The organism is Rhodococcus sp. GQ147, assembly GCF_059759155.1.
In genome coordinates, this window is sequence record NZ_JCAXDU010000009.1 from 19,411 (window position 1) to 45,426 (window position 26,016).

The 26,016-nt window shown below is 70.6% G+C and carries 7 protein-coding genes; 4 read left to right on the forward strand and 3 right to left on the reverse strand.

Translation table 11 applies throughout. The features are described from left to right. The first annotated feature begins 3 nt into the window (after window positions 1-3). Window positions 4-18,783 (forward strand): non-ribosomal peptide synthetase, encoded by an 18,780-nt coding sequence (locus AC6CID_RS12275; protein ID WP_498354050.1) that lies wholly within the window; start codon window positions 4-6, stop codon window positions 18,781-18,783. Further along, complete coding sequence (locus AC6CID_RS12280) at window positions 18,783-20,534, forward strand: tyrosine-protein kinase domain-containing protein (RefSeq protein WP_498354016.1); 1,752 nt, start codon at window positions 18,783-18,785, stop codon at window positions 20,532-20,534. Before AC6CID_RS12275 ends, AC6CID_RS12280 begins: the two co-directional genes overlap by 1 nt. Here AC6CID_RS12280 and AC6CID_RS12285 read toward each other — a convergent pair. Next, a complete protein-coding gene (locus tag AC6CID_RS12285; protein WP_024101937.1) occupies window positions 20,505-21,020 on the reverse strand; it encodes an arsenate reductase/protein-tyrosine-phosphatase family protein in 516 nt (171 codons plus the stop codon). The two genes, AC6CID_RS12280 and AC6CID_RS12285, sit on opposite strands and share 30 nt — an antisense overlap. Window positions 21,021-21,201: 181 nt before the next feature. Between AC6CID_RS12285 and AC6CID_RS12290 the strand changes: the two genes are divergently transcribed. Next, on the forward strand, window positions 21,202-22,617 hold the full coding sequence (locus AC6CID_RS12290) for a DUF7159 family protein (RefSeq protein ID WP_255025410.1): 1,416 nt from the start codon (window positions 21,202-21,204) through the stop codon (window positions 22,615-22,617). Window positions 22,618-22,626: 9 nt separating this feature from the next. On the opposite strand, the gene AC6CID_RS12295 is transcribed toward AC6CID_RS12290, so the two are convergent. Both AC6CID_RS12295 and AC6CID_RS12300 read right to left on the reverse strand, forming a co-directional pair. Then, window positions 22,627-23,910 carry a YibE/F family protein gene (locus AC6CID_RS12295; protein WP_006553046.1) on the reverse strand — a complete coding sequence of 428 codons (1,284 nt, stop codon included), beginning with the start codon at window positions 23,908-23,910 and terminating at the stop codon, window positions 22,627-22,629. A gap of 329 nt (window positions 23,911-24,239) precedes the next feature. Beyond that, a complete protein-coding gene (locus tag AC6CID_RS12300) occupies window positions 24,240-25,496 on the reverse strand; it encodes a pyridoxal phosphate-dependent aminotransferase (RefSeq protein WP_006553045.1) in 1,257 nt (418 codons plus the stop codon). A 166-nt stretch (window positions 25,497-25,662) separates the two neighbouring features. Here AC6CID_RS12300 and AC6CID_RS12305 point away from each other — a divergent pair, with 166 nt between their 5' ends. Then, entirely contained in the window at window positions 25,663-25,866 is a 204-nt protein-coding gene (locus tag AC6CID_RS12305) for a cold-shock protein (RefSeq protein ID WP_006553044.1), read from the forward strand. The last annotated feature ends 150 nt before the right edge of the window (window positions 25,867-26,016 follow it).

Sequence of the window (26,016 nt, forward strand, 5' to 3'; positions counted from 1 at the left end):
GTGGTGCATCTACTTCCGCTGTCCCCTAGTCAGCGGGGTCTCTGGTACGCGCAAGCACTCCATCCTGATGTGCCCTTCACGATCGCCCAGTACGTAGAACTTCGAGGCGAGCTCGATCACGACCTCGTTCGTAAGGCATGTGTGCAGGGTGCACGCGACGTGGAGTCCGGCTTCCTTTTCCTCGTCGAAAAGGAAGGGCTTCCAGAGCAGGTCGTCGATGTCGAGTTCGACGACGACGTCCAGTACATGGATTTCCGTTCGTGCGACGACCCCGAGACTGCGGCCCACCGGTGGATGAGCGAGCGGTTCTCGCGCCCCATCGATCCGCTGCGCGACCGATTGATCGCGACGGCGCTGCTCCATGTCGCCGACGGCCGGTATTTCCTGTCCAGCTACGTCCACCACATAGCTCTGGACGGGCACGGCGCGATGATCATGCTCAACCGCTCGGCCGAGCTCTACTCGGCGTGGATTGCGGGGGAGGAGACACCGCCCGTCACCTCTATGCCCGTCGAAAAGATCGTCGAGTTCGAGGCTGCATATACGGGGTCGAAACGTCAGACCGCCGATCGTGCCCACTGGCTCGAGCGGCTTTCCGACCTGCCCGAACCGATTTCGCTCGTCGAGGGCGTCGCTCCGCCGAAGGTGCCGGCGCGCCAGGCCGGTACCGAGTTGTTGTCCGAGGTTGCCGACGCCGTGACGGCTCTGGCCCACGACGCGAATTCGACCGACGTCCCGGTCGTCGTCGCAGCCTTCGCCGCATTTCTGTCCCGCGCATGCGGCACCGACGACGTCGTGCTCACGCTTCCGGTCTCGGCCCGCACCACCGCGCCGTTGCGTCGCTCCGCCGGAGCCATCTCCAATGTTGTTCCGCTGCGGGTCCGCGTCGATCAGGCGGCGCCGGCCACCGATCTGATCCGCGACGTGCAGGTCGAACTCACCGGAGCCCTGCGTCATCAGCGCTATCGCTACGAGGACATGCTGGCCGACCTGCGCGAGATGGGCCGCGAGCACAGCGAGACCCGCAATGCGTTCGGTCCCGTCGTCAACCTGATGATGTTCCACCCGCAGATCGCGTTCGGCGACGTGATCGGCGACTACCACGTGCAGTCCACCGGACCGGTCGACGACCTGTCGGTCAACGTCTACCCGGGCATCGCCGGCCGCACGATGCGCGTCGACTTCGAGGCCAACCCCAATCTCTACAGCGGCGAACACCTCTCGTCGCTGCACAGCCGTTTCCTCGGATTCCTGAAGGAGTTCGTGCAGAACGCAGGCGTCGCGGTGGGCGATCTCGCCCTCGCCGAGCCAGCCGAACTCGACGGCCTGGCTCCCGCCCGCGGACGCACCGCGCCCGAACCGGAACTGCTGCCCGACGTCCTCACCCGCCACGCCGCGAGCGACACGGTCGCCGTCGTGGACGGACACGACAGCATCACCTACCGCGAACTCGACGCCCGTTCCGACGCGCTTGCTCATGCGCTGGTCGCCGCGGGTGCTGGCCCCGAAGAGCGCGTCGCGGTGCTGCTGCCTCGCTCGATCGATTCGGTGGTCGCCCTATGGGCCGTCGCCAAGACCGGTGCCGCCTACACCCCGCTCGACCCCGAACTTCCCGCCCGTCGCCTCGAGCAGGTGCTGCGCGACGTGCGGATCGCCGTCGCCCACGACCATCCGGTGCTGCCCGAGCACGTCGCCCGCCTCGCGCCGCGAGCCGACGGATCCGGCGAGACCTTCGCTGCCGAGCATCGCCTGCGGCCGCTGCACGTCGACAACACGGCGTGGGTCATTCACACCTCCGGTTCCACCGGCACCCCGAAGGCCGTCGCAGTGGGCCATCGCGGTGTGTCGGCGCTCGTGTCGACGCTGCGCGATCGCTACCGCGCCGACGAGACGTCGCGGGTGCTGCACCTCGCGTCGCCGTCCTTCGACGCATCGCTGCAGGAACTGCTCCTCGCCTTCGACGCCGGCGCGACTCTGGTGATCTGCCCGCCCGACGCCGTCGGCGGACCGGCGCTGGCCACTCTGCTGCGCAGCGAAGGCGTCACCCACGCGATCACCGCACCGGCGATCCTCGCCGTCACCCCCGACGACGGCCTGCCCGACCTGCAGGTTCTCGACGCCGGTGGCGAAGCACTGCCGCAGGCCGTGGCCGATCGCTGGTCCACCGGCCGCACCATGCTCAATGCCTACGGGCCCACCGAGACCACGATCCTCGCGACGCTCAGCGACCCGCTGCAGCCCGGCGCGGGCGTGCCCATCGGCCGGCCGATCGACGGCATGACCGCCGTCGTCCTCGATTCCCGCCTGCATCCCGTGCCCGCCGGCGTGATCGGCGAGCTGTATCTCGGGGGACCGGGCGTCGCGCGCGGCTACCTCGGCGCGCCGGCCCTCACCGCCGAACGCTTCGTCGCCTCGCCGTTCGGTGGGCGCATGTACCGCACGGGCGACCGCGCCCGCTGGACCACCGACGGCCACCTCGAGTTCCTCGGCCGCGCCGATCAGCAGGTGAAGATCCGCGGCTACCGCATCGAACTCGGCGAGATCGAAGCCGCGCTCGTCTCCTTCGACGAGGTGCAGGCCGCGACCGTCACCGTCCACGGCGAGCACATCGCCGCCTACGTCGTGGGCGACGTCGACCCCGCCGATCTCACCGTCCGCCTCGCCGACGAACTGCCCACCTATCTGCGTCCGTCGTCGATCACCGTGCTCGAGGCGCTGCCGCTCACGCCGGGTGGCAAGGTCGACCGGCGCGCGCTGCCCGCACCGGAGCGTGCCGTGGCCGTCGGATCGCGGCCGCCCAACGGCCCGACCGAGAAGATCGTCGCGGAGCTGTTCGCCGAACTCACCGGCATCGACGACGTCGGAGCCGACGACGACTTCTTCGCGCTCGGCGGTCACTCGCTCGGCGCTGCGCAACTCGCTGCCCGTCTCGGTGCCGCACTGGGCCGCGACGTGCAGTTGCGCGACGTGTTCGCCCACCCGACCGTCGCCCGACTGGCGGTCGCCGCGGCGAAGCGACCGGAATCGGAATCGCGACCCGTCGCCGCCCCCGACACCGGACCGTCGCCGCTCGCTCCCGCGCAGCGCCGACTGTTCCTGCTGGCCCGGGCACACGGCGACCCGGCCGCCTACCACCTGCCGTTCGCGCTGCACCTCGACGGCACCCTCGACCTGCCGGCGCTGCAGGCCGCGGTGGTGGACGTCCTCGACCGGCACGAAACCCTCCGCACGCTGTTCCGCCTCGAACTCGACGGCCCGGTGCAGGACGTGCTGCCGCTCGACCGTGCCGTCGCCGGTCTCGCCCTCGAGCCCGAAGCCGCCGACGGCGACGTCGAAGCGCTCATCACCGAGTGGGCGGCCGAGCCGTTCGATCTCACCGCGCAGATCCCGTTCCGGATCCGCCTGCTGCGCCTTGCCGACGACAAGCACGTGCTCGCCGTCGTCGCCCACCACATCGCGCTCGACGGTGCGTCGTTCGTGCCGCTCACCGCCGATGTCGCCACCGCCTACCTCGCCCGCACAGCCGGGGAAGCGCCCGCGTGGACGCCGCTGCCGCTGCACTACCGGCACTACGCGCAGTGGCACCTCGACCGCCTCGGCGATCCGGCGGCACCCGACACCCGCGCCGGTCGTGAGATCGACTACTGGACACGCACACTCGACGGTCTCGCCGACGCGGCGCCGCTGCCCACCGACCGTCCCCGCAACGGCGGCTTCGGTCCCGCTGCGGCCGTGGACTTCGCGGTGCCGGCCGACCAGGTCGCGGCCCTGCGGTCCGTCGCTGCCGCGCACGACGCCACCACCTTCATGGCCGTCCACGCCGCCGTCGCCGTGTGGCTGGCGGCCTGGACCTCCGGGCACGACATCGCCATCGGCACCGGAACGGCAGGTCGCGACCATCCCGACCTCGACGCCCTCGTCGGCATGTTCGTCGGCACCGTCACCCTGCGGACCAATGTCGACCCGGCGCAGCCGTTCACGTCGCTGCTCGCGCAGGCCCGCGACACCGACCTCGACGCCTTCGCGCACGCCACCGTGCCGTTCGACTACGTCGTCGACGCCCTCGGTTTCTCGCCCTTCCACGTGATGCTCGCCTACGACAACGTGGACGTGCCCGATCTCGAACTGCCCGGCCTCACCGTGCGGCCGCAGGAGATCGCCTCGTCGCAGGCACGATTCGACCTCGAGATCTCGCTGCGCGAACTGCGCGACGGATCGCTCACCGGCCGCCTCGTCTACGACACGAAACTGTTCGACGACGACACCATCGCCCGCTGGGTGACCCGCCTGAGCGGAGTGCTCGAGCAGGTCGCGCAGCATCCGTCGCTGCCCGTCGGCGACCTCGACCTCGGCACTCTCTCCGTCGAACCGGCCGAACCCGGCCCGGAGGCGACCTTCGCCGAGATCATCGACCGCTCGCCGGCCTGCGTGACCGAACCCGGGGGACAGGCCGTCGAGATCCGCACGGCGGCCCGCCCGCTCGCGTGGACGCTGCGCGAGCGGGGCATCGGCACGGAAGACCGTGTGGCCGTCGTGCTCTCGCGGTCGACGCGGTCGGTGCTCGCCGCCGCGGCCGTGGCGCTGAGCGGCGCGGCCTTCGTGCCCGTCGACCCCAACCAGCCCGCCGCACGCATCGCTCAGCTGCTCGGCGCATCCGGCGCGCGGTACGCGATCGTCGACGGCGACGTCGCGCTGCCCGCCGGGGTCGAGCCGATCACCTTCACCGTCGAGGGCGACACCCGCCCGATCACCAACGCCGATCGCGTGCGGCCGCTGCACGTCGACAACACGGCCTACGTCGTCCACACCTCGGGATCCACCGGCCGGCCCAAGGGTGTGGTGGTCGCGCATCGCGGACTCGGCCCTCTCGCGCAGTCGTTCGTCGAACGCTTCGACCTGCCCACCATCTCGGGCACCGCAACCGACGCACGGGTGCTGCACTTCGCCACCCCCGCCTTCGACGGCGCGGTGCTCGAATACGTCCTGGCGCTCACCTCCGGCGGCACGCTGGTGGTCGCGCCCGCCGACCTGTTCGGTGGCGACGAACTCGTGGAACTGCTTCGCGCCGAAGGCATCACCCACTGGTTCTCGACGCCCTCGGTGCCCACCCAGCTCGACCCCACCGGACTCGACGCCCTGCGCACCATCGCGATCGGCGGCGAAGCGTGGCCGGTCGGGACCGCCGAACGCTGGGCGCCCGGCCGCACCCTGCTCAACGTCTACGGCCCCACCGAGACGACGGTGCTCGCCACGTCGAGCGAACCCTTCGCACCCGGAGACCGGCTCACCATCGGCACCGGCCTCGTCGGCGTCACCGCGGTGGTGCTCAGTGAACGCCTGCGGCCCGTGCCCGAGGGTGTGACCGGCGAGCTGTATCTGGGGGGACAGGGCGTCGCCCGCGGCTATCTCGACGCTCCCGCGCTCACCGCCGACCGGTTCGTCGCCAACCCGTTCGGCGCCGGGCGCCTCTACCGCACAGGCGATCTCGTCCGTTGGACGGGACACGACGACGACCGCGCCCTCGAATTCATAGGCCGCAGCGACCACCAGGTCAAGATCCGCGGCTTCCGCATCGAACTCGGCGAGATCGACGCGACCCTGCAGAACCACCCGGGCATCGGCACCGCCGTGACCGTGGTGCGCGGCGACACCCTCGCCACCTACGTGCACAGCCGCAACGGCCGCCTCGACCCGCACGAGATCCGCGAGTGGGCCGCCGAGCGTCTGCCGCGGCACATGGTGCCCGCGACCGTCACCGCGCTCGACGCGTTCCCGCTCACCAGCACCGGCAAGATCGACCGCGCGGCCTTGCCCGAACCGGTGGTCACCGCGACTCGCACCGACGGATACCGCAGCGCCACCGAAGAACTCGTCGCCGGTGTCGTCGCCGACCTGCTCGACCTGCCGAGCGTGGCCGGATCCGACGACTTCTTCGCCGTCGGCGGCAATTCACTGCTCGCAACCCAGCTCGCCGCGCGCCTGCGGGGAGTCGCGGGTCGCCGGGTGGGTGTGCGCGACATCTTCGAGCACCCCACCGTCGCCGAACTCGCGAACCTGCTCGCCGAGGAACCCATCGGCGAGCACCTGCCGCTCGTGCACGTCGACGACGACAGCGACGCGCCGCTCGCCCCCGCGCAGCAACGCATGTGGCTGCTCAACCGGTTCGACGTGGCCGACGGCATCGACGGCGGCGACCACATCGCCTTCGCGTTCGATCTCGACGCCGACACCGACCTCGACGCCGTGCGCGCGGCCGCCGCCACCGTGCTGACCCGCCACGACTCGCTGCGCACGGTCTTCCCCGACAGCCCGTCCGGCCCACGCCAGCACGTGCTGCCGACGGTGACGCTCGACCTCGAGCCCGTCGACGCCGGCACCGACCTCGATGCGGAGCTGACCGACTTCGCTCGCGCGCGTTTCGATCTCACCGTCGACCCGCCGATCCGCACCCGGCTGTATCGGACAAACTCCGGCTACGTGCTCGCCGTGGTGATCGACCACATCGCCGCCGACGGCTTGTCGCTGCTGCCGCTCGGCCGCGACGCCGTCGCCGCTTACCGTGCCCACCGCGACGGGGAGACTCCGGAGCTGCCGGCACCGTCGGTCACCTACCGCGACTACGCGCGCTGGCACCGGGCCGTGCTCGGCGACGAGAACGACCCCGACAGCCTCGCGGCACGGCAGCTCGCCTTCTGGAAGCAGACCCTCGACGACGCGTCGCCGCTGCTCGCGCTGCCCACCGACCGTCCCCGCAGCGCGGCGACGACCGGTGCCGCGGGTCGCGCGAGTTTCACGATCCCCGCCGAACTGCACGCCGCGATCGACAAGCTCGCCCGCGCCCACGACGTCACGCCGTTCATGGTGATGCACGCGGCCTTTGCGATCTTGCTGTCGGCGCTCGCCGCCACTGACGACGTCACCATCGGCACGCCCGTCTCCGGACGCAGCGACGCCGCGGTCGATGACGTGGTGGGCATGTTCGTCGGCACCGTGCCGCTGCGGTTGCGGGTGCATCCGCGCCGCACCTTCGCCGACCTGCTCGCCGATACCCGTCGCGCCGACCTCGACGCCTTCGCTCACGCCGACGTGCCGTTCGATCGGATCGTCGACGCGGTGGGTGCCGGCACCGACGCGCACCACCCGTTGTTCCAGGTCATCCTGGCGTACGAGTCGTTCTCGCTCGACGAGTTCACGCTACCCGGCAGCTCCACGACGATCCGCGAAATCCCGGTGGGCACGGCCCGCGTCGACCTCGAACTGACCGTCCGCGAACGCCGTTCCGAGACCGGTGTACCCGCCGGTTTGGAAACGGTCCTCACGTACGCGGACGAACTTTTGGATTCGCACACGATTGTGCAGTGGCAGTCGTGGTTCGTGCGTATCCTCGAGGCCGTTACCGCCGACCCGGCTGTGTCGGTCGGCGGTATTGAGTTGGGCGACGCCGACCTCACCCCCGTCGGCGTCGCGCAACAACTTTCGGCAGAGTCGCTGCCCGAGCTGGTCGCGCAGCGCGTGGCCGACGATCCGGCGGCCGTCGCCGTGGTGGGGGACGGGTACTCCCTCAGTTACGGCGCGCTGTGGTCGCGTTCGGGCGCGCTCGCCAAACTCCTCCGCGAACGCGGCGTCACCGCCGAGGACGTCGTCGCCGTCGCATTGCCGCGCACCCCCGAGCTGGTCGTCGCGATCCTCGCCGTCTCCCGCGCCGGTGGAATCTACCTGCCCGTCGACGTCACGCATCCCGCCACGCGACTGCAGGTCCTGTTCGACGACGCGCAGCCCTCGCTGGTCGTCACCGACAACGACTTCACCGACGTCCGCGTGCCGACGCTGCGACTCGACGACCCGGAGGTGGCCGGCCGCCTCGACGACGGCGCCCTGTTCGACTTCCCGCTCGTCGCGGATCTCGGCGCCTATATCGTCTACACCTCCGGCTCCACCGGAGCCCCCAAGGGCGTGCAGGTCACGCACCGCAACGTGCTGTCGCTGCTCGCCGCGACCGTCGACGAATTCGGGCTGCGCGCCGACGACGTGTGGACGATGTTCCACTCGCCGGCCTTCGACTTCTCCGTGTGGGAGATGTGGGCACCGCTCGCCACCGGCGCGTCTGTCGTTGTGGTCGACCACCTCACCGTGCGCGACCCGGCCGCCTTCGTGGACGTGCTCACCAGCAACCGGGTGACGGTGCTCAACCAGACCCCCACGGCCTTCTACCAGCTCGCCGCCACCGATCACGCGCCGCTCGAAGACCTGCGGCTGGTGATCTTCGGCGGCGAAGCCCTCGACCCGGAGCGCGTGCGCCCGTGGGCCGCAAGCCATCCGCATGTGCGGACGATCAACATGTTCGGCATCACCGAGACCACCGTGCACGTGACCTTCGGAGACGCCACCGCGACCGGCATCGGTGCGCCGCTGCCCGGTCTCGCCGTGGATGTGCTCGACTCGTCGCTGCGACCCGCACTGCCCGGTGCGATCGGCGAACTGTACGTGCGCGGAGACCAACTCGCGCGCGGCTACCGCGGACGCCCCGGCCAGACCGCGACCCGCTTCGTCGCCGCTCCCGGTGGCACCCGCCGCTACCGCACCGGCGACCTCGGCCGCCGCGACACCAGCGGTGCCCTGCACTATCTCGGTCGCGCCGACCAGCAGATCGAACTGCGCGGCTACCGCATCGAACCCGGCGAGATCGAAGCCGCCCTGCTGCGCAGCGAAGGCGTGCGCCAGGCCGTCGTGCTGCTGCGCGACGACCGCCTCGTCGCCTATCTCGTCGGAGGCAACGCCATCGACGCCCTGTGCGACCTGCGACGCAGCCTGCCCGACTACCTCGTCCCGTCGGCCGCCGTGGCTCTCGACGCGCTGCCGCTCACCGCCAACGGCAAGCTCGACCGCGCCGCGCTGCCCACCCCCGACGTCACGGCCGATGGGGGAGCGGCACCGCACGGACCGGTCGAGGAACTCGTCGCGGACGTGTGCGCCGAACTGCTCGGCATCATTGCCGGCACCCTCGGCGCCGACGACGACTTCTTCCACCTCGGCGGCAACTCGCTGCTCGCCACGCGCCTGGCCGGTCGCCTGTCGGACGTACTGGACACCGATGTCACCGTGAGAGACATCTTCGAGAACCGGACCATTGCGTCTCTAACCTCATACATAACCAGTGGAAGCGATAAGCCCTCTCGCCGTGCGCGTCTCGTCGCCGACCCCGACGCACCCGCCCCGTTGTCGGCGGCCCAGCAGCGCCTGTGGTTCATCAACCGCTTCGACCCGGCCTCCCCGAGCTACAACCTGCCGTTCGCGGTGCGGCTCGACGGGAACCTCGACCTCGACGCGCTCGCCGCCGCCGTGACCGACGTGCTCGAACGGCACCGCACACTGCGCACCGTCTACCCGGCCGCCGACGAGTACACCGTGCTGCCCCCGGCACGCCCCGATCTCGACCCGGTGGCCGTGCCGGAGGACGCCCTCGACGAGTTCGTCCGCGACTACGCCACCACCGGCTTCGACCTCACCGTCGAACCCCCGGCCCGCATGCGGCTGTACCGGACGGCACCTGACCGGCACGTGCTGCTCGTCGTCCTGCACCACATTGCAGCCGACGGCTGGTCGCTCACGCCGCTGCTGCGCGACATCGCCGTCGCCTACGACGCCCGCCTCACCGGCGCTAGCCCCGAGCTGCCGGCGCTGTCCGTCCAGTACACCGACTACGCGCGGTGGCAGCGCAGCGTCGCCGACGAACAGATCCCGTACTGGCTGGGCGAACTCGCCGACCTGCCCGATGAGGTGACCCTGCCCGGCGACCGGCCGCGCCCCGCGCAACCCACCGGACACGGTGCCGCCCATACCGTCTCGCTCGACGCCGACCTCGTCCGCGGACTGCACACGCTGGCCCGTGAGGGTCGCGCGACGGTCTTCATGGTGCTGCACGCCGCACTCGCAGCTCTGCTCGCGCGGCACGGTGCCGGTCGCGACATCCCCATCGGCACCGCCGTCTCCGGTCGCGGCGACCCGCAGCTCGACGACGTCGTCGGCATGTTCGCCGGCACCCTCGTGCTGCGCACCGACGTCGACCCCGACGCCACCTTCACCGAGCTGCTCGCGCAGGTGCACCGCCGCGACCTCGCCGCCTACAGCAACCCGGACGCACCGTTCGAGACGCTCGTCGAGAAGCTGCAGCCCGCCCGCAGCGAAGCACGGCACCCGCTGTTCCAGATCGCGCTGTCGCAGGCACGACCCGTCGCCTCGACCTTCGCGCTGCCCGGCCTGAACGTCACCGCCGCGCCTGTCGACACCGAAACGGTCAACGTCGACGTGCAGGTCACCGTCACCGAGCAGCAGGACGGCATCGACCTCGAATTCTTCTACAGCACAGACCTGTACGACGCCGACACCGTCGCCGACTACGCCGACCGCCTGCGAACGATCCTGAGCGCGGCCGTCGCCGATCCGGACGTGCGGGTCGGGGAGATCGACCTGCACGGCGACGCCGGCCTGCCCACTGTCGGCGCTGTGCCGGGCGCACCCCGGTCGCTGCGCCAGTGGCTCGCGCAGGGCGCGGCTGCCGGCGGCGAGGAACTCGCGATCGTCGACGGCGACCGCGAACTGTCGTATCCCGAACTGCTCTACTATTCCGACGCTCTCGCCGCGCGTCTCCAGCTCGCCGGTGTGCGCCCGGGTGATCCGGTGGCGTGCGCCTACCCGCGCTCGCTCGAATCGGTGCTCGCGGTGTGGGGCATCATCGGCGCCGGCGCCGCACCGATGCTCGTCGACCCCACCGCCCCCACCACGCGTCTGGGCGAGATGCTCGCCGACGTGCACGTGGGAGTCGGTGAAGCGCCGACACTTCCGGCGACCGTGCAGTGGCTCGAGGTGACCTCCGACGACGAGGAGCCGCTCGCCGACGTCGTCGATCCCGCACCCGACGCCCCCGCCTACTTCGTCTTCACCTCCGGCACCACCGGACACCCCAAGGCCGTCACCGTCACCCAGCGCGCCGCGAGCGCGTTCGCCGAGGACATCGGCGAATACCTCGCAGCCTTCCCGGGCGATCGCGTCCTGCACGTCGCGGCACCGTCGTTCGACGCCGCGATGCTCGAGATGCTCACCGCCGGCATCTCCGGCGCGACGCTCGTGGTGGCCGACGCCGACAGCTACGGTGGCGCTGCCCTCGGCGACCTGCTCGACAGTGCCGCGATCACCCACGCGGTGATGACGCCGTCGACGCTCGCGACCGTGCCGGTGCGCGACCTGCCGGCCCTGCGCACCCTCGTGCTCGGCGGCGACCGGCTCACCCGCGAGATCGTCGATCGCTGGGGAGACGGGCGCACCCTCGTCAACAGCTACGGCCCGGCCGAGGCCACGATGTTCGCCACCAACTCGCAGCCGCTGCGACCCGGCGACGACATCGTCATCGGCACCCCGGTTCGCGGTGTCACGGTCGAGGTCCTCGACGAGCGACTGCGTCCCGTGCCCGCCGGCGTGGTCGGCGAACTGTACGTCTCGGGACCGCGACTCGCGTCCGGCTACCGGGATGCCGCCGCGCGCACCGCCTCGCGGTTCGTCGCCGGACCCGACGGCCGTCGCTACCGCACCGGCGACCTCGTGCGCTGGACCCGCACCGGCGCCCTCGAATTCGTCGGCCGCAGCGACAACCAGATCAAGCTGCGCGGCGTGCGCGTCGAACCCGGCGAGATCGACACCGCCCTCACCGCTCTCGACGGCGTCGAGCGGGCCGTGACCCTCGTGCGCAGCGGTCGCCTCATCTCCTACGTCACCGGCGAGAACCTCGACGGCAATAACCTGGACGACGCAGACCTGCGAGCGCAGCTGCGCACCCTCCTGCCCGCGCACCTCGTGCCCACCGCGATCGTGCCGCTCGCCGCGATCCCGCTCACCTCCCACGGCAAGGTCGACGCCGCCGCCCTGCCCGAACCTGCCGGCGGCGAAGGCAGCGAACCCCGCACGGGGACCGAAGCGCTCGTCGCCCGCATCATCGGCGACGTCCTCGGCGACGGCACCACGGTGGGACGCACCGACGACTTCTTCGCCGTTGGCGGCAACTCGCTGCTCGCCACCGTCCTCGTCGGCCGCCTGCGCGACGAGACCGGCACCGACGTGCCGCTGCGCACCGTCTTCGCGAACCCCACCGTCGACGCGCTCGCCGCCGCCCTCGACGCCGGTGGTTTCGACACCGACGCCGGACCCGTCGCGGTGTCGCCGCGCCCGGAACGGATCCCGCTCAGCCGCGCCCAGCGTCGCCTGTGGGGGCTGAGTTCCCTTGCGCCCGATGCCTACCGGCTGCGCAGCGAGGTCAACCTGAGCGGACCGCTCGACCTCGGTGCCCTGCAGGCCGCGCTCGGCGACGTCGCGCTGCGCCACGAGATCCTGCGCACCGATTACATCGTCGACGGCGACGGCGTGTACCAGCAGGTTCACGAGGCGCCGCGCAGCGACCGGTGGCGTGTGCGACTCGAACGCACCGGCCCCGATCAGCACGTGCTGTATCTCGACGTCGACCATTCGATCGCCGACGGCACGTCGCTGCGGCCGTTGCTGCGCGACCTGACGATTGCCTATCTCGCCCGCGTGAACGGTGCGGCACCGCAGTGGGAACCGCTGCCGCTGCAGTACGCCGATTACGCCCTGTGGGAAGCCGAACGCGGGATCCCCGAGCGCGACCTCGAGCACTGGCGACGCGCCCTCGACGGACTGACCGTCACCGAACTGCCCGCCGACGCCACCGGAACCGACACCGGTGCGCGCAGCGTCGACTTCACGGTGCCCGCCGAGGTGCGCGACGCGCTCGCCGACCTCGCCCGCGCACACGGCGCCACCGAGTTCATGGTGCTGCACGCCGCGCTGTCGGTGCTGCTCGCGCGGCTCGGCGGCAGCGACGACATCGCCGTCGCTGCCGTGGTGGGAGGACGCCGCTGGGCGCAGCTCGAAGACCTCGTCGGCCCGTTCCTCGACACCCTCGTGCTGCGCGCCCGCGTGGCCCCCGACATGTCGTTCGCCGGGCTGCTCGGCCAGGTCCGCGACTTCGACGTCGCCGCCTTCGACCACGTCGCCGTGCCCTACGAGCAGCTGCTGTCGGAGCGGCAGAGCGGCGCACCGCAGGTCGCGCTGGCGCTGCAGGACTTCGGCATCGATCCGATCAGCCTGGGAGAGCTCACCGTCGAGGCCCACGAAGTCCTCGACGACACACCGAAGTTCGACCTGCAGTTCACGCTCGCCCCGCGCCCCGACGGCTACACCGGCACGCTCGTGTTCGACGCCTCCCGTTTCGCCGGCCGCACCGCCGAACTGCTCGTCAGCCGTTTCGTCGCGCTGCTCGGCAGCCTGGCGAGCGCACCCGACAGGACCATCGGTGAAGTGGTCGTCGATGCCCCAGCCGCCGCCCTCGACGGTGGCGAACCGGCCCCGGCACACACACTCGCCGAGATGTTGCGCGCCACCGCCGCCGCTCATCCCGACCGGGAAGCCCTGCGCGGCGAGGGCGAATCGCTCACCTACCGCGAACTCGACGAGCAGTCCGACGCCCTCGCCGAGGAGTTGCGGGCCGACGGCGCGCGGGACGGGAAGATCGTGCGCATCGACGCACCGCGCAGCGTCGACTACATCCGCACCCTGTGGGCCATCACCAAGACCGGTGCGGCCTTCACACATTCGCGGCAGGCAGGGGAGACGTGCCTGCCCGGAACCGCCTACGTCGTGTCCACCTCCGGCTCCACCGGCACCCCGAAGCGGGTCGCGGTGACGCACCGCGGACTCGCCCCGCTCGCCGCCGAAGTGGCCGAGCGTTACCGGGTCGAGCCCGGACACCGCGTGCTGCACGGCTATTCACCCGAGTTCGACGCGGCACTGCTCGAACTGCTGCTCGCCCACACCACCGGTGCGACGCTCGTCGTCGCACCCCCGGACGTCTACGCCGGTCAGGACCTGCACCGCTACCTCGCCGAACAGCGCATCACCCATTACCTGTCGACCCCCACGGTGCTCGGCACCCTCGATCCCGAGGGACTGCCCGACCTGAAGGTCGTCGCTTCGGGTGGCGAATCCCTGTCGCCGTCGCTCGCCGCGCGCTGGGCCGACGGCCGCGTGATGCTCGACGCGTACGGACCGACCGAGGCCACGATCGTCGCGACCCTCGTCGACATCGAACCCGGCACCCGACCGAGCATCGGCAAGCCCGTGCCCGGCACCGTCGCCCACGTGCTCGACGCGCGCTTGCGTCCCGTGCCCGCCGGAGGCGTCGGCGAGTTGTATCTCGCGGGTGAGGGCCTCGCCGCCGGATATCTCGACGACCCGGCCCGCACCGCCGAACGCTTCGTGGCCGCTCCCGGTGGTGCCCGCATGTACCGCACCGGCGACCGCGTCCACCGCCGCGTCGACGACACCCTCGGCTATCTCGGCCGCACCGATCGCCAGCTCAAGGTGCGCGGCGTGCGCATCGAACCCGGCGAACTCGAAGCCACGCTGCTCGCCCAGCCCGGTATCCGGCAGGCAGCGGTGGTCGCGGTGAGCGGCACGCTCGTCGCGTTCGCGGCCGGACCGGACCTGTCGGCCGACGACATCACCGCGCGACTCGCGCTCGTCGTGCCGCCGCACCGCATGCCGACCCGCGTGCACGCGCTCGACCAGCTGCCCCTCACGTCCAACGGCAAGCTCGACGTCGCAGCGCTCGAACTGCACGACGCCGCGGCCCTCGACGACGACGCCGCCCTGGACCGTCCGCTCACCGACGCCGAGGATCTCGTCGTCACCGTCGCCGAGGACGTGCTCGGCGCCCGTCCGGCCGCGCACCGCGGGTTCTTCACCGCCGGCGGCGACTCGCTGTCGGCCGTCGTGTTCGCCGCGCGGCTGAGCGAGGCGTTCGGTACCGACGTGCCGGTGCGCGAGGTGCTCGCCGCCCCCACGCTCGCCGCGCTCGCCGCCCGCATCGAATCCGGCGACGACCAGCGCGTCGCGCTGCGGCCCTACGACGATGACACCCCGGCACCGATCGCACCCGCGCAGCGCCGCCTCGGCATCGTCGCGCGGTCCGAGACCGGCACCGCCGGCTATCTCGTGCCGGTCGTGCTCACGCTGAGCGGCGACCTCGACGTCGACGCCCTCACCGCCGCGGTGAGCGATGTCGTCGACCGCCATCGCGTGCTGCGCACCGCCTTCACCGACGACGTGCAGGTACCCGTCGACCCGCCGGTGCTCGAACACTCCGCGCCGGAGGACGTCGCCGCGGCCGTGACCGCCACGATCACCACGCCCTTCGACATCACGATGCAGGCCCCGATGCGGATCCGGTTGTTCGACGTCGAACCCGGCCGCTGGGTGCTCGCCGCCGCCGTGCACCACATCGCGTTCGACGGCGCGTCCGTCGGACCGCTGCTCACCGATCTCGCCGTCGCCTACGCCGCGCGTCGCGGGGCAGAAGCGCCGGTCTTCGAGTCGCTGCCCGTCACCTACGGCGACTACGCGCGCTGGCAGCACGAACTGCTCGGCGACCCCACCGATCCGGGCTCGCTCGCCGCCCGCCAACTCGACTACTGGACAACCACACTCGCCGGCCTGCCCGACGGCCCGCTGCCGCTGCCCGCCGACCGGCCGCGCCCCGCGCAGCCGACCCACCGTGGCGCGCAGATCGTCTCGACCCTCGACACCGAGACCCACCGACGCCTCCGGGACGTCGCGCGCAGCCACGACGTCACCGTGTTCATGCTCGTCCACGCGGTGCTCGCCGCGATGCTCGCGCGTCGCAGCGGACGCACCGACATCGCCGTGGGCACGGCGATCGCGGGTCGCACGGATGCCCGCCTCGACCGGCTCGTCGGCATGTTCGTCGGCACCGTCGTGCTGCGCACCGCCGTCGACCCGTCGCGGCCGTTCACCGACCTGCTGCGCGACGTGCGGGCCACCGACCTCGGCGCGCTCGCGCACGCCGACGTGCCGTTCGACGAGGTCGTCGCCCGCCTCGCGCCGCGGCGCGACCCGTCGTACAGCCCGCTCTTCCAGGTGCTGCTCACGCACCGCGTCGAGGCCGGCGAGGTGCTGCCGCAACTGCCGGATGTGCAGATCGCCGAGACCGACGCCGGGGAACCGGCCGCGCAGTTCGACGTGGTCGTCGAACTCGTCGAGCGCGAGGCCGGACTCGACCTGCGCCTGGTCTATGCGACGGATCTGTTCGACGACACTACCGGCGACGCGATGCTCACCGACCTCGTGGCGATGCTCGCCGCCGCCCTCGCCGAACCCGACCGCGCCGTCGGCGATCTCGCCGTGCCGGTGCCCGCACCGCTGTCGGCTCCCGCCGTCGCACCGCGCACCCTGCCCGAGATCTTCGCGACCGCCGTCGAGCAGCATCGCGGACGCATCGCGGTGCGCTCCGGCACCGTCGCCTGGACGTACGGCGGACTCGACGCCCGCGCCGACGAGATCGCCTCCGTGCTCGCCTCCCACGGCGTACGACGCGGAGACCTCGTCGCGATCGCCGTGCCGCGCAGCGAGTACTGGCCGCTCGCCGTCTGGGCGATCACGAAACTCGGTGCGGCATGGGTGTCCGTCGACCTCACCCAGCCCGACGCGCGCAGCGCCGCGATCCTTGCCGACTCCGGTGCTCGCATCGGCCTGACCGTCGGCTACCGCGAACTCGGCCACGTGACGTGGCTCGACCTCACCGCCGACCGCAGCATCGACTTCGACGCCGTCGAACCCCCGCGTCCCGCAGTCACATCCGGCGACCTCGCCTACACGATCTACACGTCCGGCACCACAGGCACGCCGAAGGGCGTCGACGTCACCCACCGTGGGCTCGCGGCGCTGCTCGACGTGCAGACCGCCCTGCTCGACCTCGGGCCGGAATCGCGCGTGCTGCAGGTCGCCTCGCACACCTTCGACGCCGCGGTCTTCGAACTGCTCTCCGCCCACGCGCACGGCGGTGCCCTTGTGATCGCCCCCGACCACACCTTCGCCGGGGAACCCCTGCAGGAGCTGATCGTCGACGAGCGCGTCACGCACCTCAACCTCACGCCCACCGTGCTCGGCACCCTCGACCCCGAGGCATTCGAGCCGACGACGATCGTCGCCGCGGGTGAGACCCTGCCCGGTGCACTGGTGGGCCGCTGGTCGCGGCACCGGATCGTCAACGGCTACGGACCCACCGAATTCACCGTCGCCGTCTCGTATTCCGCGCCGCTCACCGATGACGAGAAGCCGAGCATCGGCACGCCTGTCGCGGGAGCCACCGCCTACGTGCTCGACTCGCGTCTGCACCCCGTGCCGCGCGGCACCGTCGGCGAGCTCTACGTGACCGGTGCCAGCACCGCCCGCGGCTACCGCTACGAATACGGCCTCACCGCAACGCGATTCGTCGCGAACCCGTTCGTCGACGACGGGTCGCGGCTGTACCGCACGGGCGACCTGGTTCGGATCCTGCCGAACGGGGTACTGGATCACGTGGCCCGCATCGACGACCAGGTGAAGATCCACGGCATCCGCATCGAACCCGCCGAGGTCGACGCCGCGCTGCTGAACCGTCCGGGAGTCGCGGCGGCCGTGACCGTTCCGCATCCCGGACGTGACGGCGACACCGTGCTCGTCTCCTATATCCAGCCCGAGACCGGCACCGCACCCGACACGGCAGCATTGCGTCGCGCGCTCGTCGCCGACCTGCCGCGTCACCTGCGGCCGGTGAGCATCACCGTCGTCGACGCACTGCCGCTGATGGCATCCGGCAAGGTCGACCGCGCGGCGCTGCCCGCCCCCGACACCGCCGTCGACGAACCATATGTGGCGCCGCAGGGACGCATCGCGCAGACCGTCGCCGTGGTGTTCGCCCGCCACCTCGACCGGCCGATCGACGAGATCTCTGCTGACCGAAGCTTCTTCGACCTCGGTGGCAGTTCCATCGCGGCCGTCACCGTCGCCGGTGAACTGCGCGACGAGTTCGGCGCCGACGTTCCCGTCGAGTGGCTGTTCACCAGCCCGGATCTCGCGTCGCTCGCCGACCGCATCGACCACGGCCGCAGTAATGACGAACGCGACCCGCTCGGCAGCCTCGTCGAGATCGCCGGTCGCGGTGACGAGAAGCCGCCGTTGTTCTGCGTGCACCCCATCAGCGGACTCGCATGGATGTACGCCGGTTTCGCGCAGCATCTCGACGGCCGTACCCTCTACGGTCTCCAGGCAACGGGCTTCGACGACATTCCGGACAGCATCGGCGAACTCGCCGCGCGGTATGTGGCCGAAATCCGTAAGGTGAGGGCCGATGGTCCCTACCACCTGCTGGGCTGGTCGGTGGGCGGCACCATCGCACACGAGATGGCCGTGCAGCTCCGCGAGCACGGAGAGCAGGTCGGTGCGGTAGTGCTGCTCGACACGCTCACGCCCGAGACTGTGCCTGCCGAGCCCCACCCGACGGCAGAGAACGTACCCGACATCGCCGGGCTGCCCGAAGAACTCGTCGCCGAGGTCCGGCGCCGCACCGACGCCGCCGCGCAGGCCGTCGAAGACGCGGTGCGCCGACACACCCTCAGCGAATACGACGGCGACATCGACCTGGTGGTCGCCGAACCCGATCTCGACCGGCACCCAGATCTCGCCGCCACCTGGCAGCGATATGTGCGCGGTCTCGTCGTCGAACATCCGGTGCCGTTCACGCACTCGGAACTGGCCGATGCGGACGCGGTGCGTGCGACCGGCCCGGTGCTCGACAGCGTGCTCGAGCGCCACGACGACCCCCACACCGCGCCCGCCGGGTGCGCACGCAGTGTTACCGCAACGAGGGAGACGCCCTGATGGAAGTACATGATTACCTGCGAATTCTGCAGGCGAGGTGGAAGATCGTCGCCGTCACGACGGTGGTGGCGGTTCTTGCCGCCCTCGGCGCCTCCCTGCTGACCACGCCGCAGTACGAAGCCAAGACACGCCTGTTCGTGTCGACCTCGTCGGGCGCATCGGTGCAGGAGATCTATCAGGGCAACCTGTTCTCGCAGCAGCGAGTCACCTCCTACACCGAACTGCTCGAGGGCACCACCCTCGCGCAGCGCACCCTCGACAAGCTCGGTCTCGGCGAGATGTCGGCCGTCGATCTCGCCGGCAAGGTGACCGCCTCGTCGACCCCCGACACGGTGCTCATCGACACCGCCGTCACCGACGAGTCGCCCGAGCGTGCCCGCGACCTCGCCAACGCACTGTCGGACGAGTTCGTCGTCATGGCACGCGAACTGGAGACCCCCGAGGACGGCGGCCCGCCGACCGCCCGCGTGGTGGTCGAGCAGTACGCGGCCACGCCGTCGGCGCCGGTGACGCCGAAGACCACACGGAACGTCGCGCTGGGTCTGGCCGTCGGTGTGCTGCTCGGCATCGCCCTCGCGGTGCTGCGCGATCGCCTCGACAACACCATCAAGGACCGCAACGCCGTCGAGGAGCTCGCCGGCACCGGTGTGGTGGGTGTGATCCCGCTCGAGAAGGCCCGGCACGAAGAGCCGGCGATCGTGTTCGCGGACGCCAACAGCGGCGACGCCGAGGCCTACCGGGAGATGCGGACCAACCTGCAGTTCCTCGAGGTCGACAACCCGCCGCGCGCGATCGTTATCACCAGTTCCCTGCCCGGTGAGGGCAAGACCACCACGGCCGTCAACCTGGCCCTGGTGCTCGCCGAGGCCGGTCACTCCGTCGTGCTCGTCGAAGCCGACCTGCGCCGCCCGCGTGTGACCAAGTACCTCGGCACGCTCGGCGACGCCGGCCTGTCGAACGTGCTCGCACACACGGCTGCACTCGAGGACGTGCTCCAGCCCACGCGCTTCGACGGCATGTGGGTGCTCGCGGCCGGCGGTCTGCCGCCCAACCCGTCCGAGCTGCTCGGTTCCGCGCATGCGCGGGAGGTCATCGAGGACCTGCGGTCGCGCTTCGACTACGTCATCATCGACGCGCCGCCGCTGCTGCCCGTCACCGACGCGGCGATCCTCGCGAACATCGCCGACGGTGCGCTGCTCATCGCGCGTTACGGCAAGACCACCCGCGAGCAGTTCGCGCGGGCCGTCGGCAACCTGCGGGCGGTCAACGCGCCCGTGCTGGGCACGATCCTGGCGCTGACCCCGACCAAGGGACGCGGCACGGCCTACGAATACCGCTACTACTACAGCTCCGACAAGGACGGTGCTGCTCCGGCAGCCGCCCAGACGAGCACGCCGGCGACGCAGCGTGTCGGAGCGCCGGCACCGACCGCACCGGCCGCCGAGCCGGCTGCGCAGGCTCAGACGACCGCGTCGGCACCCGTCGAGGGACCGGCCCGGCCGCAGAACGGTCAGCATCATGTCGAGCCGCCGGCCACGCAGGCCCACCCGGCGCCGAGCAACGACGCCTACCACTACCGCGCTGCGGAGCAGTTCCCGCCGGCGCCGCAGCCGGCATCGGAGCGATACGGCAGCGAGCCCTACCAGGCGCCGCAGGCCTACTCCGCCGCCGAGCCGCTGTCGCGACCCGTGGTGCACGCACCGCGACGCCCGGTGAACGACTCAGGCTCGGAGAGCGGCGAGGAGAGGTAGCAACAGATCGGCGATCTCGGATCCGACCGTGACGAACGTCTCCTCGTCTCGGCCGATCGGGTCGACGATGTCCTCCGGCCCGGGTGCAGACATCTGCGCCCGGGCCGTCGTCAGTTCTGCGATGGTCCGCGCACCGGTGGCGTTCTGCAGCCGGGCGGCCTCGCGCAGCGTGAACGTCACCCGCATCCTGCGCGGTGCGAGCTGGATGACCTTGGCGCGGTGCCGCTCGCTCATCGTGATGATCATGTCGGAGTCCTCCGCGATCGGCGGGGTGATCCGACGCGCAGCGAATCCGTCCGGATCGCCTCCGAGCTGCTGCAACACGAGTGCCGCGGTGGGTTCCATGCCGTAACCGACCATCGCCCGGGTGCCGGCGCTGTGCGCCGAAAGGTCCTCGCGACCGGCCTCGGCCGCGTATGCGGTGGTCAACCTCTCTGCGGTGGGTGATCGGCAGATGTTTCCGGTACACACATAGAGAATCCGCATTCGGCGATCCTATGGGAGACGCTATCCAGGCGCTCAGGAGCCATCTCCGGGGTGCTCGGTCCCGGCGTACGTCATACGAACGGCCCTCGTGACCCGCCGGTAACGTTCTGTACCATCGTCGGTGATTTCGGGCGCCGGGGGAAGCTGACGCGGCTGGCGCATCCAACGTCGAAGGCGGCTGATGAGTTCTATTCTCGGTGTGACCGTGGGGGAGAGCGCCGTTCGGGTGGTGCGGCCGGTGGATCGAACGACCCCGACGGCGGGGTTCCAGTTCCAGGTGGTCGAAACCGGTAAGGACGATCCGGCGCGGCTGGCGGCAGGCACCCTCGGGGTGCTCTTCCAGACCGGTGTGGCGGGCGATCCGATCGAGCGGGTGGGACTGGTCTATCGCGACCAGGCCCAGGGCGAGCGCCTGCGCGCGGCAATGGCCGTCGAGCACATCGACCGTTACCTGCTCGTCTCCGAACCCGAAGCCGCCGTCACCTATCTGCAGGCCACCGGCGAGCTCGGCAGCAACACCGCCGTCTTCTACGACCTCGGCGACGCCGGGCTCACCGTCACCGTCGTCGACCTCGTCTCCCGCGAGGTGCTCGCCGAACGCACCGACAGCATCGGCGGCCGCGTCTTCGACAACGTGATCCGCGACCACCAGCTCGACACCAACGGTGTGTGGCGCCCCGACGACCCCGCCACCGACGACGAATTGTCGGCCCAGTGCCGCGAGGCCAAGGAGAAGCTCTCGCAGAGCGAGACCGTGGCCGTGCCGGGCGCGGCAGGGGTCGTGCTCATGTCGCGCGAGACCTTCGATCCGCTCATCGCGCAGTGCGTCGAGTCGTCGGCGCAATTCGTGCACCAGGTGATCTCCCGTGCCGGTCGCAACCCCGAGGCCGTGGTCCTGCTCGGCGGCGGCGCGCACATCCCGCTCGTGCAGGAGGTGCTGCGCTCCTGGCTCGGCCTGCCCCTGGTGGTGCCGCACGAGCCCGAACTCGTCCTCGCCAAGGGCGGGGCCCTGGCCGCCGCGCAACCGGCCACCTCGCAACCGGTGAGCACCCTCACGCGCATCGTGCCGGGTCAGCCCCCGTCGACGAGCGCCGACACCGAGCAGATCCCGGTCGTCGCCGCCGCGGCCACTGCGCCCACGGCTGCCGCCACCGGTGCGGAGTCCGCCGACGCGAAGAAGCCGTGGTGGTCGTCGCTGGCCGGTCGCGGTCCGTCGGTCAGCGGCAGGCAGATCTCCGGCGCCGGGATCGCGGGCACGGCTCTCGCGGTCGTCGCGGTCATCGGCGTGGCGCTGAGCACCGGCTTCACGAGTTCGTCGACCGACGAGACGAGCCCCACCCAGTCGTACATCCCGACGACCACCAACGCGCCGCGGCAGAACCCCGCGCCGGCGGTAGCGCCCACGCAGGTCACCACGACCACCACGGTCGAGCAGGAGCCGGCTCCGACCACCCATTCACCGCGCCCGGTTCCGCCGGCCCCCGAACCTCCGCCCGCTCCGGCTCCGACCATCCCGGGGCTGGGAGTGCCGGTCCCGACGCTGCCGCCGCTGCCGACGATCGAGCTGCCGCCGCTGCCGCAGATCCGGCTTCCCTGAGTCACCCGCTCACGCGCGTCGCGCGTGCCGGCCACCCGTCTGCTGTCCGGGGGCGTCGGTACGCGCGAGCACGGCGGCGATCGCCGTGGTGAGCGGCACCGACAACGTGAGCGCGATGCCGCCGACGCATGCGCGGACCAGCTCGATCGCCACGGCGTCGCTCGTGATCACATCGGTGATCGACCGCCCGGCCACCGAGAACAGCAGCAGGAGAGGCAGCGCGCCGCCCGCGTAGGCGAGGACGAGCGTGTAGACGGTGCTGGCGATGTGGTCGCGGCCCACGCGCATCGCCGCCGAGAAGATCTCACGACGCGACGACTCGGGATCGAGTCCGGCGAGTTCGAAGGCCGACGACGCCTGCGTGATGGTGACGTCGTTGAGCACACCGAGCGAGCCGATGATGAATCCCGCCAGCAGTAGGCCCGAGATCGACACGTGCCCGATGTACAGCTGCACGTCGGTGTTCTGTTCCTCCGACAGACCGGTCAGATGTGTCATGCGGATCGCGACGTAGGACAGCAGGGCGGCGACGACCATCGAGGCGAGCGTGCCGAGCAGCGCCGAACTGGTCCTCAGATTCACACCGTGCGCCAGGTACAGCACCGCGTAGAGGATCAGTGCACCGCCGACCAGTGCGACCGGCACGGCGGGTTTGCCGTCCAGGAGCGCCGGGAGCATGAACGCCACCAGCACACCGAACGCGACCACCAGGCCGATCAGGGCCCGCAGACCGCGCCAGCGGGCGATCGCGACCACCACGACAGCGAACACCGCGACCACCAGCGCGAGCGGGAAGCCGCGGGCGTAGTCGTAGAAGGAGTACTGGGTGGCGCCCGCCGGATCGGTCTGGCGGACGAGACGGATCTCGTCGCCGGCCTGTAGATCGGGCTGACCCGGGCCGGGGATCACCTCGAGGAGCGTCCGGGCACCGTCGTCGGGACCGGATTCGATGGCGACGATGCTGCGTTCGCAGTCGAAGGCGTTGCTCGAGGGAGGGGACGGCTCACCGGTGAAGACGCGCCCGAAGGACGCGCTGCCGCACGGGCCGGTGTTCTGCTCGACGACCGTTCCGGCCTCGGTGACGACCGCGCCGCCGCTACTCGTCTGAAAGGGGGCGGGGATGTCCACGGCACGGCTGCTCGGCCATAACAGGGCGGTGCCGAAGAGCACCAGGAGACCGATCGCAGCCAGCAGGCCGACCACGATCTTCGCGGCGATGGGTCCGAGTGGGATGGGACTTTCGTCCTGCCCGTGGCCGTGTCCGTGGCCGAAATGGCCGTGTCCGTGATTCACCCGGACAGGCTAGCCAAGAGGCGAGATGGTTGGGGCTGGTGGTGGCGGGGAGCAGGGGGGGTGTCCCCGCCACCGTCACCTGATCTCGCACAGGGGGGATGGCGATCGATCAGGGAGCCCGGCACAGTGCGTAGTGCTTTAGTGCCATAAGACAAATTACTGGTTCCGACCCCGGATTGGGGAGGGGTTGGCATGTGTCGATGGTCACGAAGCCGACAAACTGTCCGTTCGGGTAGGTCGACCGTGCCTCTAAACAGGGACTTTGGTCCCGAAAGGGGCAATGTAACTGTTCGGCAACGATTGCCCGCCCGGGGTCGGAAGCCCTGTTCCTACTGTTTGTAGGAGGACAGAAAGTTACCGATCCGCTCGATCGCCACCGCCAGATCGCGTGCCCACGGCAGCGTGACGATGCGCAGATGGTCGTGGTTCGGCCAGTTGAAGCCCGTGCCCTGCGTGACGAGGATGCGCTCCTGCAGCAGCAGATCCTGCACGAGCTTCTCGTCGTCGTGGATGTCGTAGACCTCCGGATCCAGACGCGGGAAGGCGTAGAGCGCACCGCGCGGCTTCACGCAACTCACGCCCGGGATGGCGTTGAGGCGCTCCCACGCGACGTCGCGCTGCTCGAGCAGGCGCCCACCGGGCCGTACCAGGTCCTCGATGCTCTGATAGCCGCCGAGCGCCACCTGGATGGCGTGCTGGGCCGGCACATTGGGGCACAAGCGGGTCGAGGCGAGCAGGTCGACGCCCTCGAGGAAGCCCTCTGCGTGATCCTTCGGGCCGGTGATGACCATCCAGCCCGACCGGTAGCCGGCGACCCGGTACGCCTTCGACAGGCCGTTGTAGGTCAGGCAGAGCAGGTCGGGGGCCAGCGACGCGAGGGAGACGTGCTTCGAATCGTCGTACAGGATCTTGTCGTAGATCTCGTCGGCGAGCAGCAGCAACTGGTGCTTGCGGGCGAGGCGCACGATCCCCTCGAGCACCTCGTGCGAGTACACGGCGCCCGTCGGGTTGTTCGGGTTGATCACCACGATCGCCTTGGTGCGGTCGGTGATCCGGGACTCGATGTCGTCGAGATCCGGGTTCCAGTCGTTGGTCTCGTCGCACAGATAGTGCACGGGGGTGCCACCGGCGAGCGAGGTCATCGCCGTCCACAACGGATAGTCGGGTGCCGGGATGAGCACCTCGTCGCCGTCGTCGAGCAGGGCCTGCATGGTGATGGTGATGAGCTCGGAGACTCCGTTGCCCAGGTAGACATCGTTGATGTCGAACTTCGGGAAGCGCGGCACGAGCTCGTAGCGCGTGACGATCGCGCGACGGGCGGAGGCGATGCCCTTGGACTCCGAGTAGCCCTGCGCGTGGGGCAGCGCCGCGATCATGTCCTGCACGATCGTGTCGGGCGCCTCGAACCCGAACGGTGCGGGGTTGCCGATGTTGAGCTTGAGGATGCGATGCCCCTCGGCCTCGAGCCGCGCGGCGTGGGCGTGCACCGGCCCGCGGATCTCGTAGAGCACGTTCTGGAGCTTCGACGACTGCTCGAGCCGACGGCTGATGTGATGGTGAAGTTGGCCTTGCTCCTCGATAGTCACGGCTTACATCGTGCCACCGTGCCGCAACAGGATTTCATCCGCGTTTTGCCGGTTGCGGTAACGAGTTGGGAAACAAGGCGCGACGAATGTCCGGATCAATGCGATGATCGAGGTCCATCTAGGCCTCACGTCGGGGTGACGTGGGGGAATGCAAGGAGCAAGTGGTATGGCGCAGGGCACTGTCAAGTGGTTCAACGCGGAAAAGGGCTTCGGCTTCATCGAGCAGGATGGTGGGGGAGCAGACGTTTTCGTCCATTACTCCGAGATCCAGGGTTCGGGCTTCAAGACCCTGGACGAGGGGGCACGAGTCGAGTTCGAGATCGGCCAGGGGCAGAAAGGCCCGCAGGCTCAGGGTGTGCGCGCCATCTAGGTCGCACTCTTTCGAGAATTCCGCGTTCGACGGCGTCGCACTTCCGGTGCGGCGCCGTCGTCGTGTGCTCTCTGTCACAGCCGGGAGGCGTAGGCCTACCCGTCGGTAAGTACTGCTTGTAAGGTATATCCGGTTCGTGGGGTAACAGTT

Bases quoted from the DNA above. Each gene is read 5' to 3' on its own strand.
- AC6CID_RS12305 (WP_006553044.1), top strand. From the start codon at position 25,663: ATGGCGCAGGGCACTGTCAAGTGGTTCAACGCGGAAAAGGGCTTCGGC.
- AC6CID_RS12285 (WP_024101937.1), bottom strand. From the start codon at position 21,020: ATGCGGATTCTCTATGTGTGTACCGGAAACATCTGCCGATCACCCACC.
- AC6CID_RS12290 (WP_255025410.1), top strand. From the start codon at position 21,202: ATGAGTTCTATTCTCGGTGTGACCGTGGGGGAGAGCGCCGTTCGGGTG.
- AC6CID_RS12280 (WP_498354016.1), top strand. From the start codon at position 18,783: ATGGAAGTACATGATTACCTGCGAATTCTGCAGGCGAGGTGGAAGATC.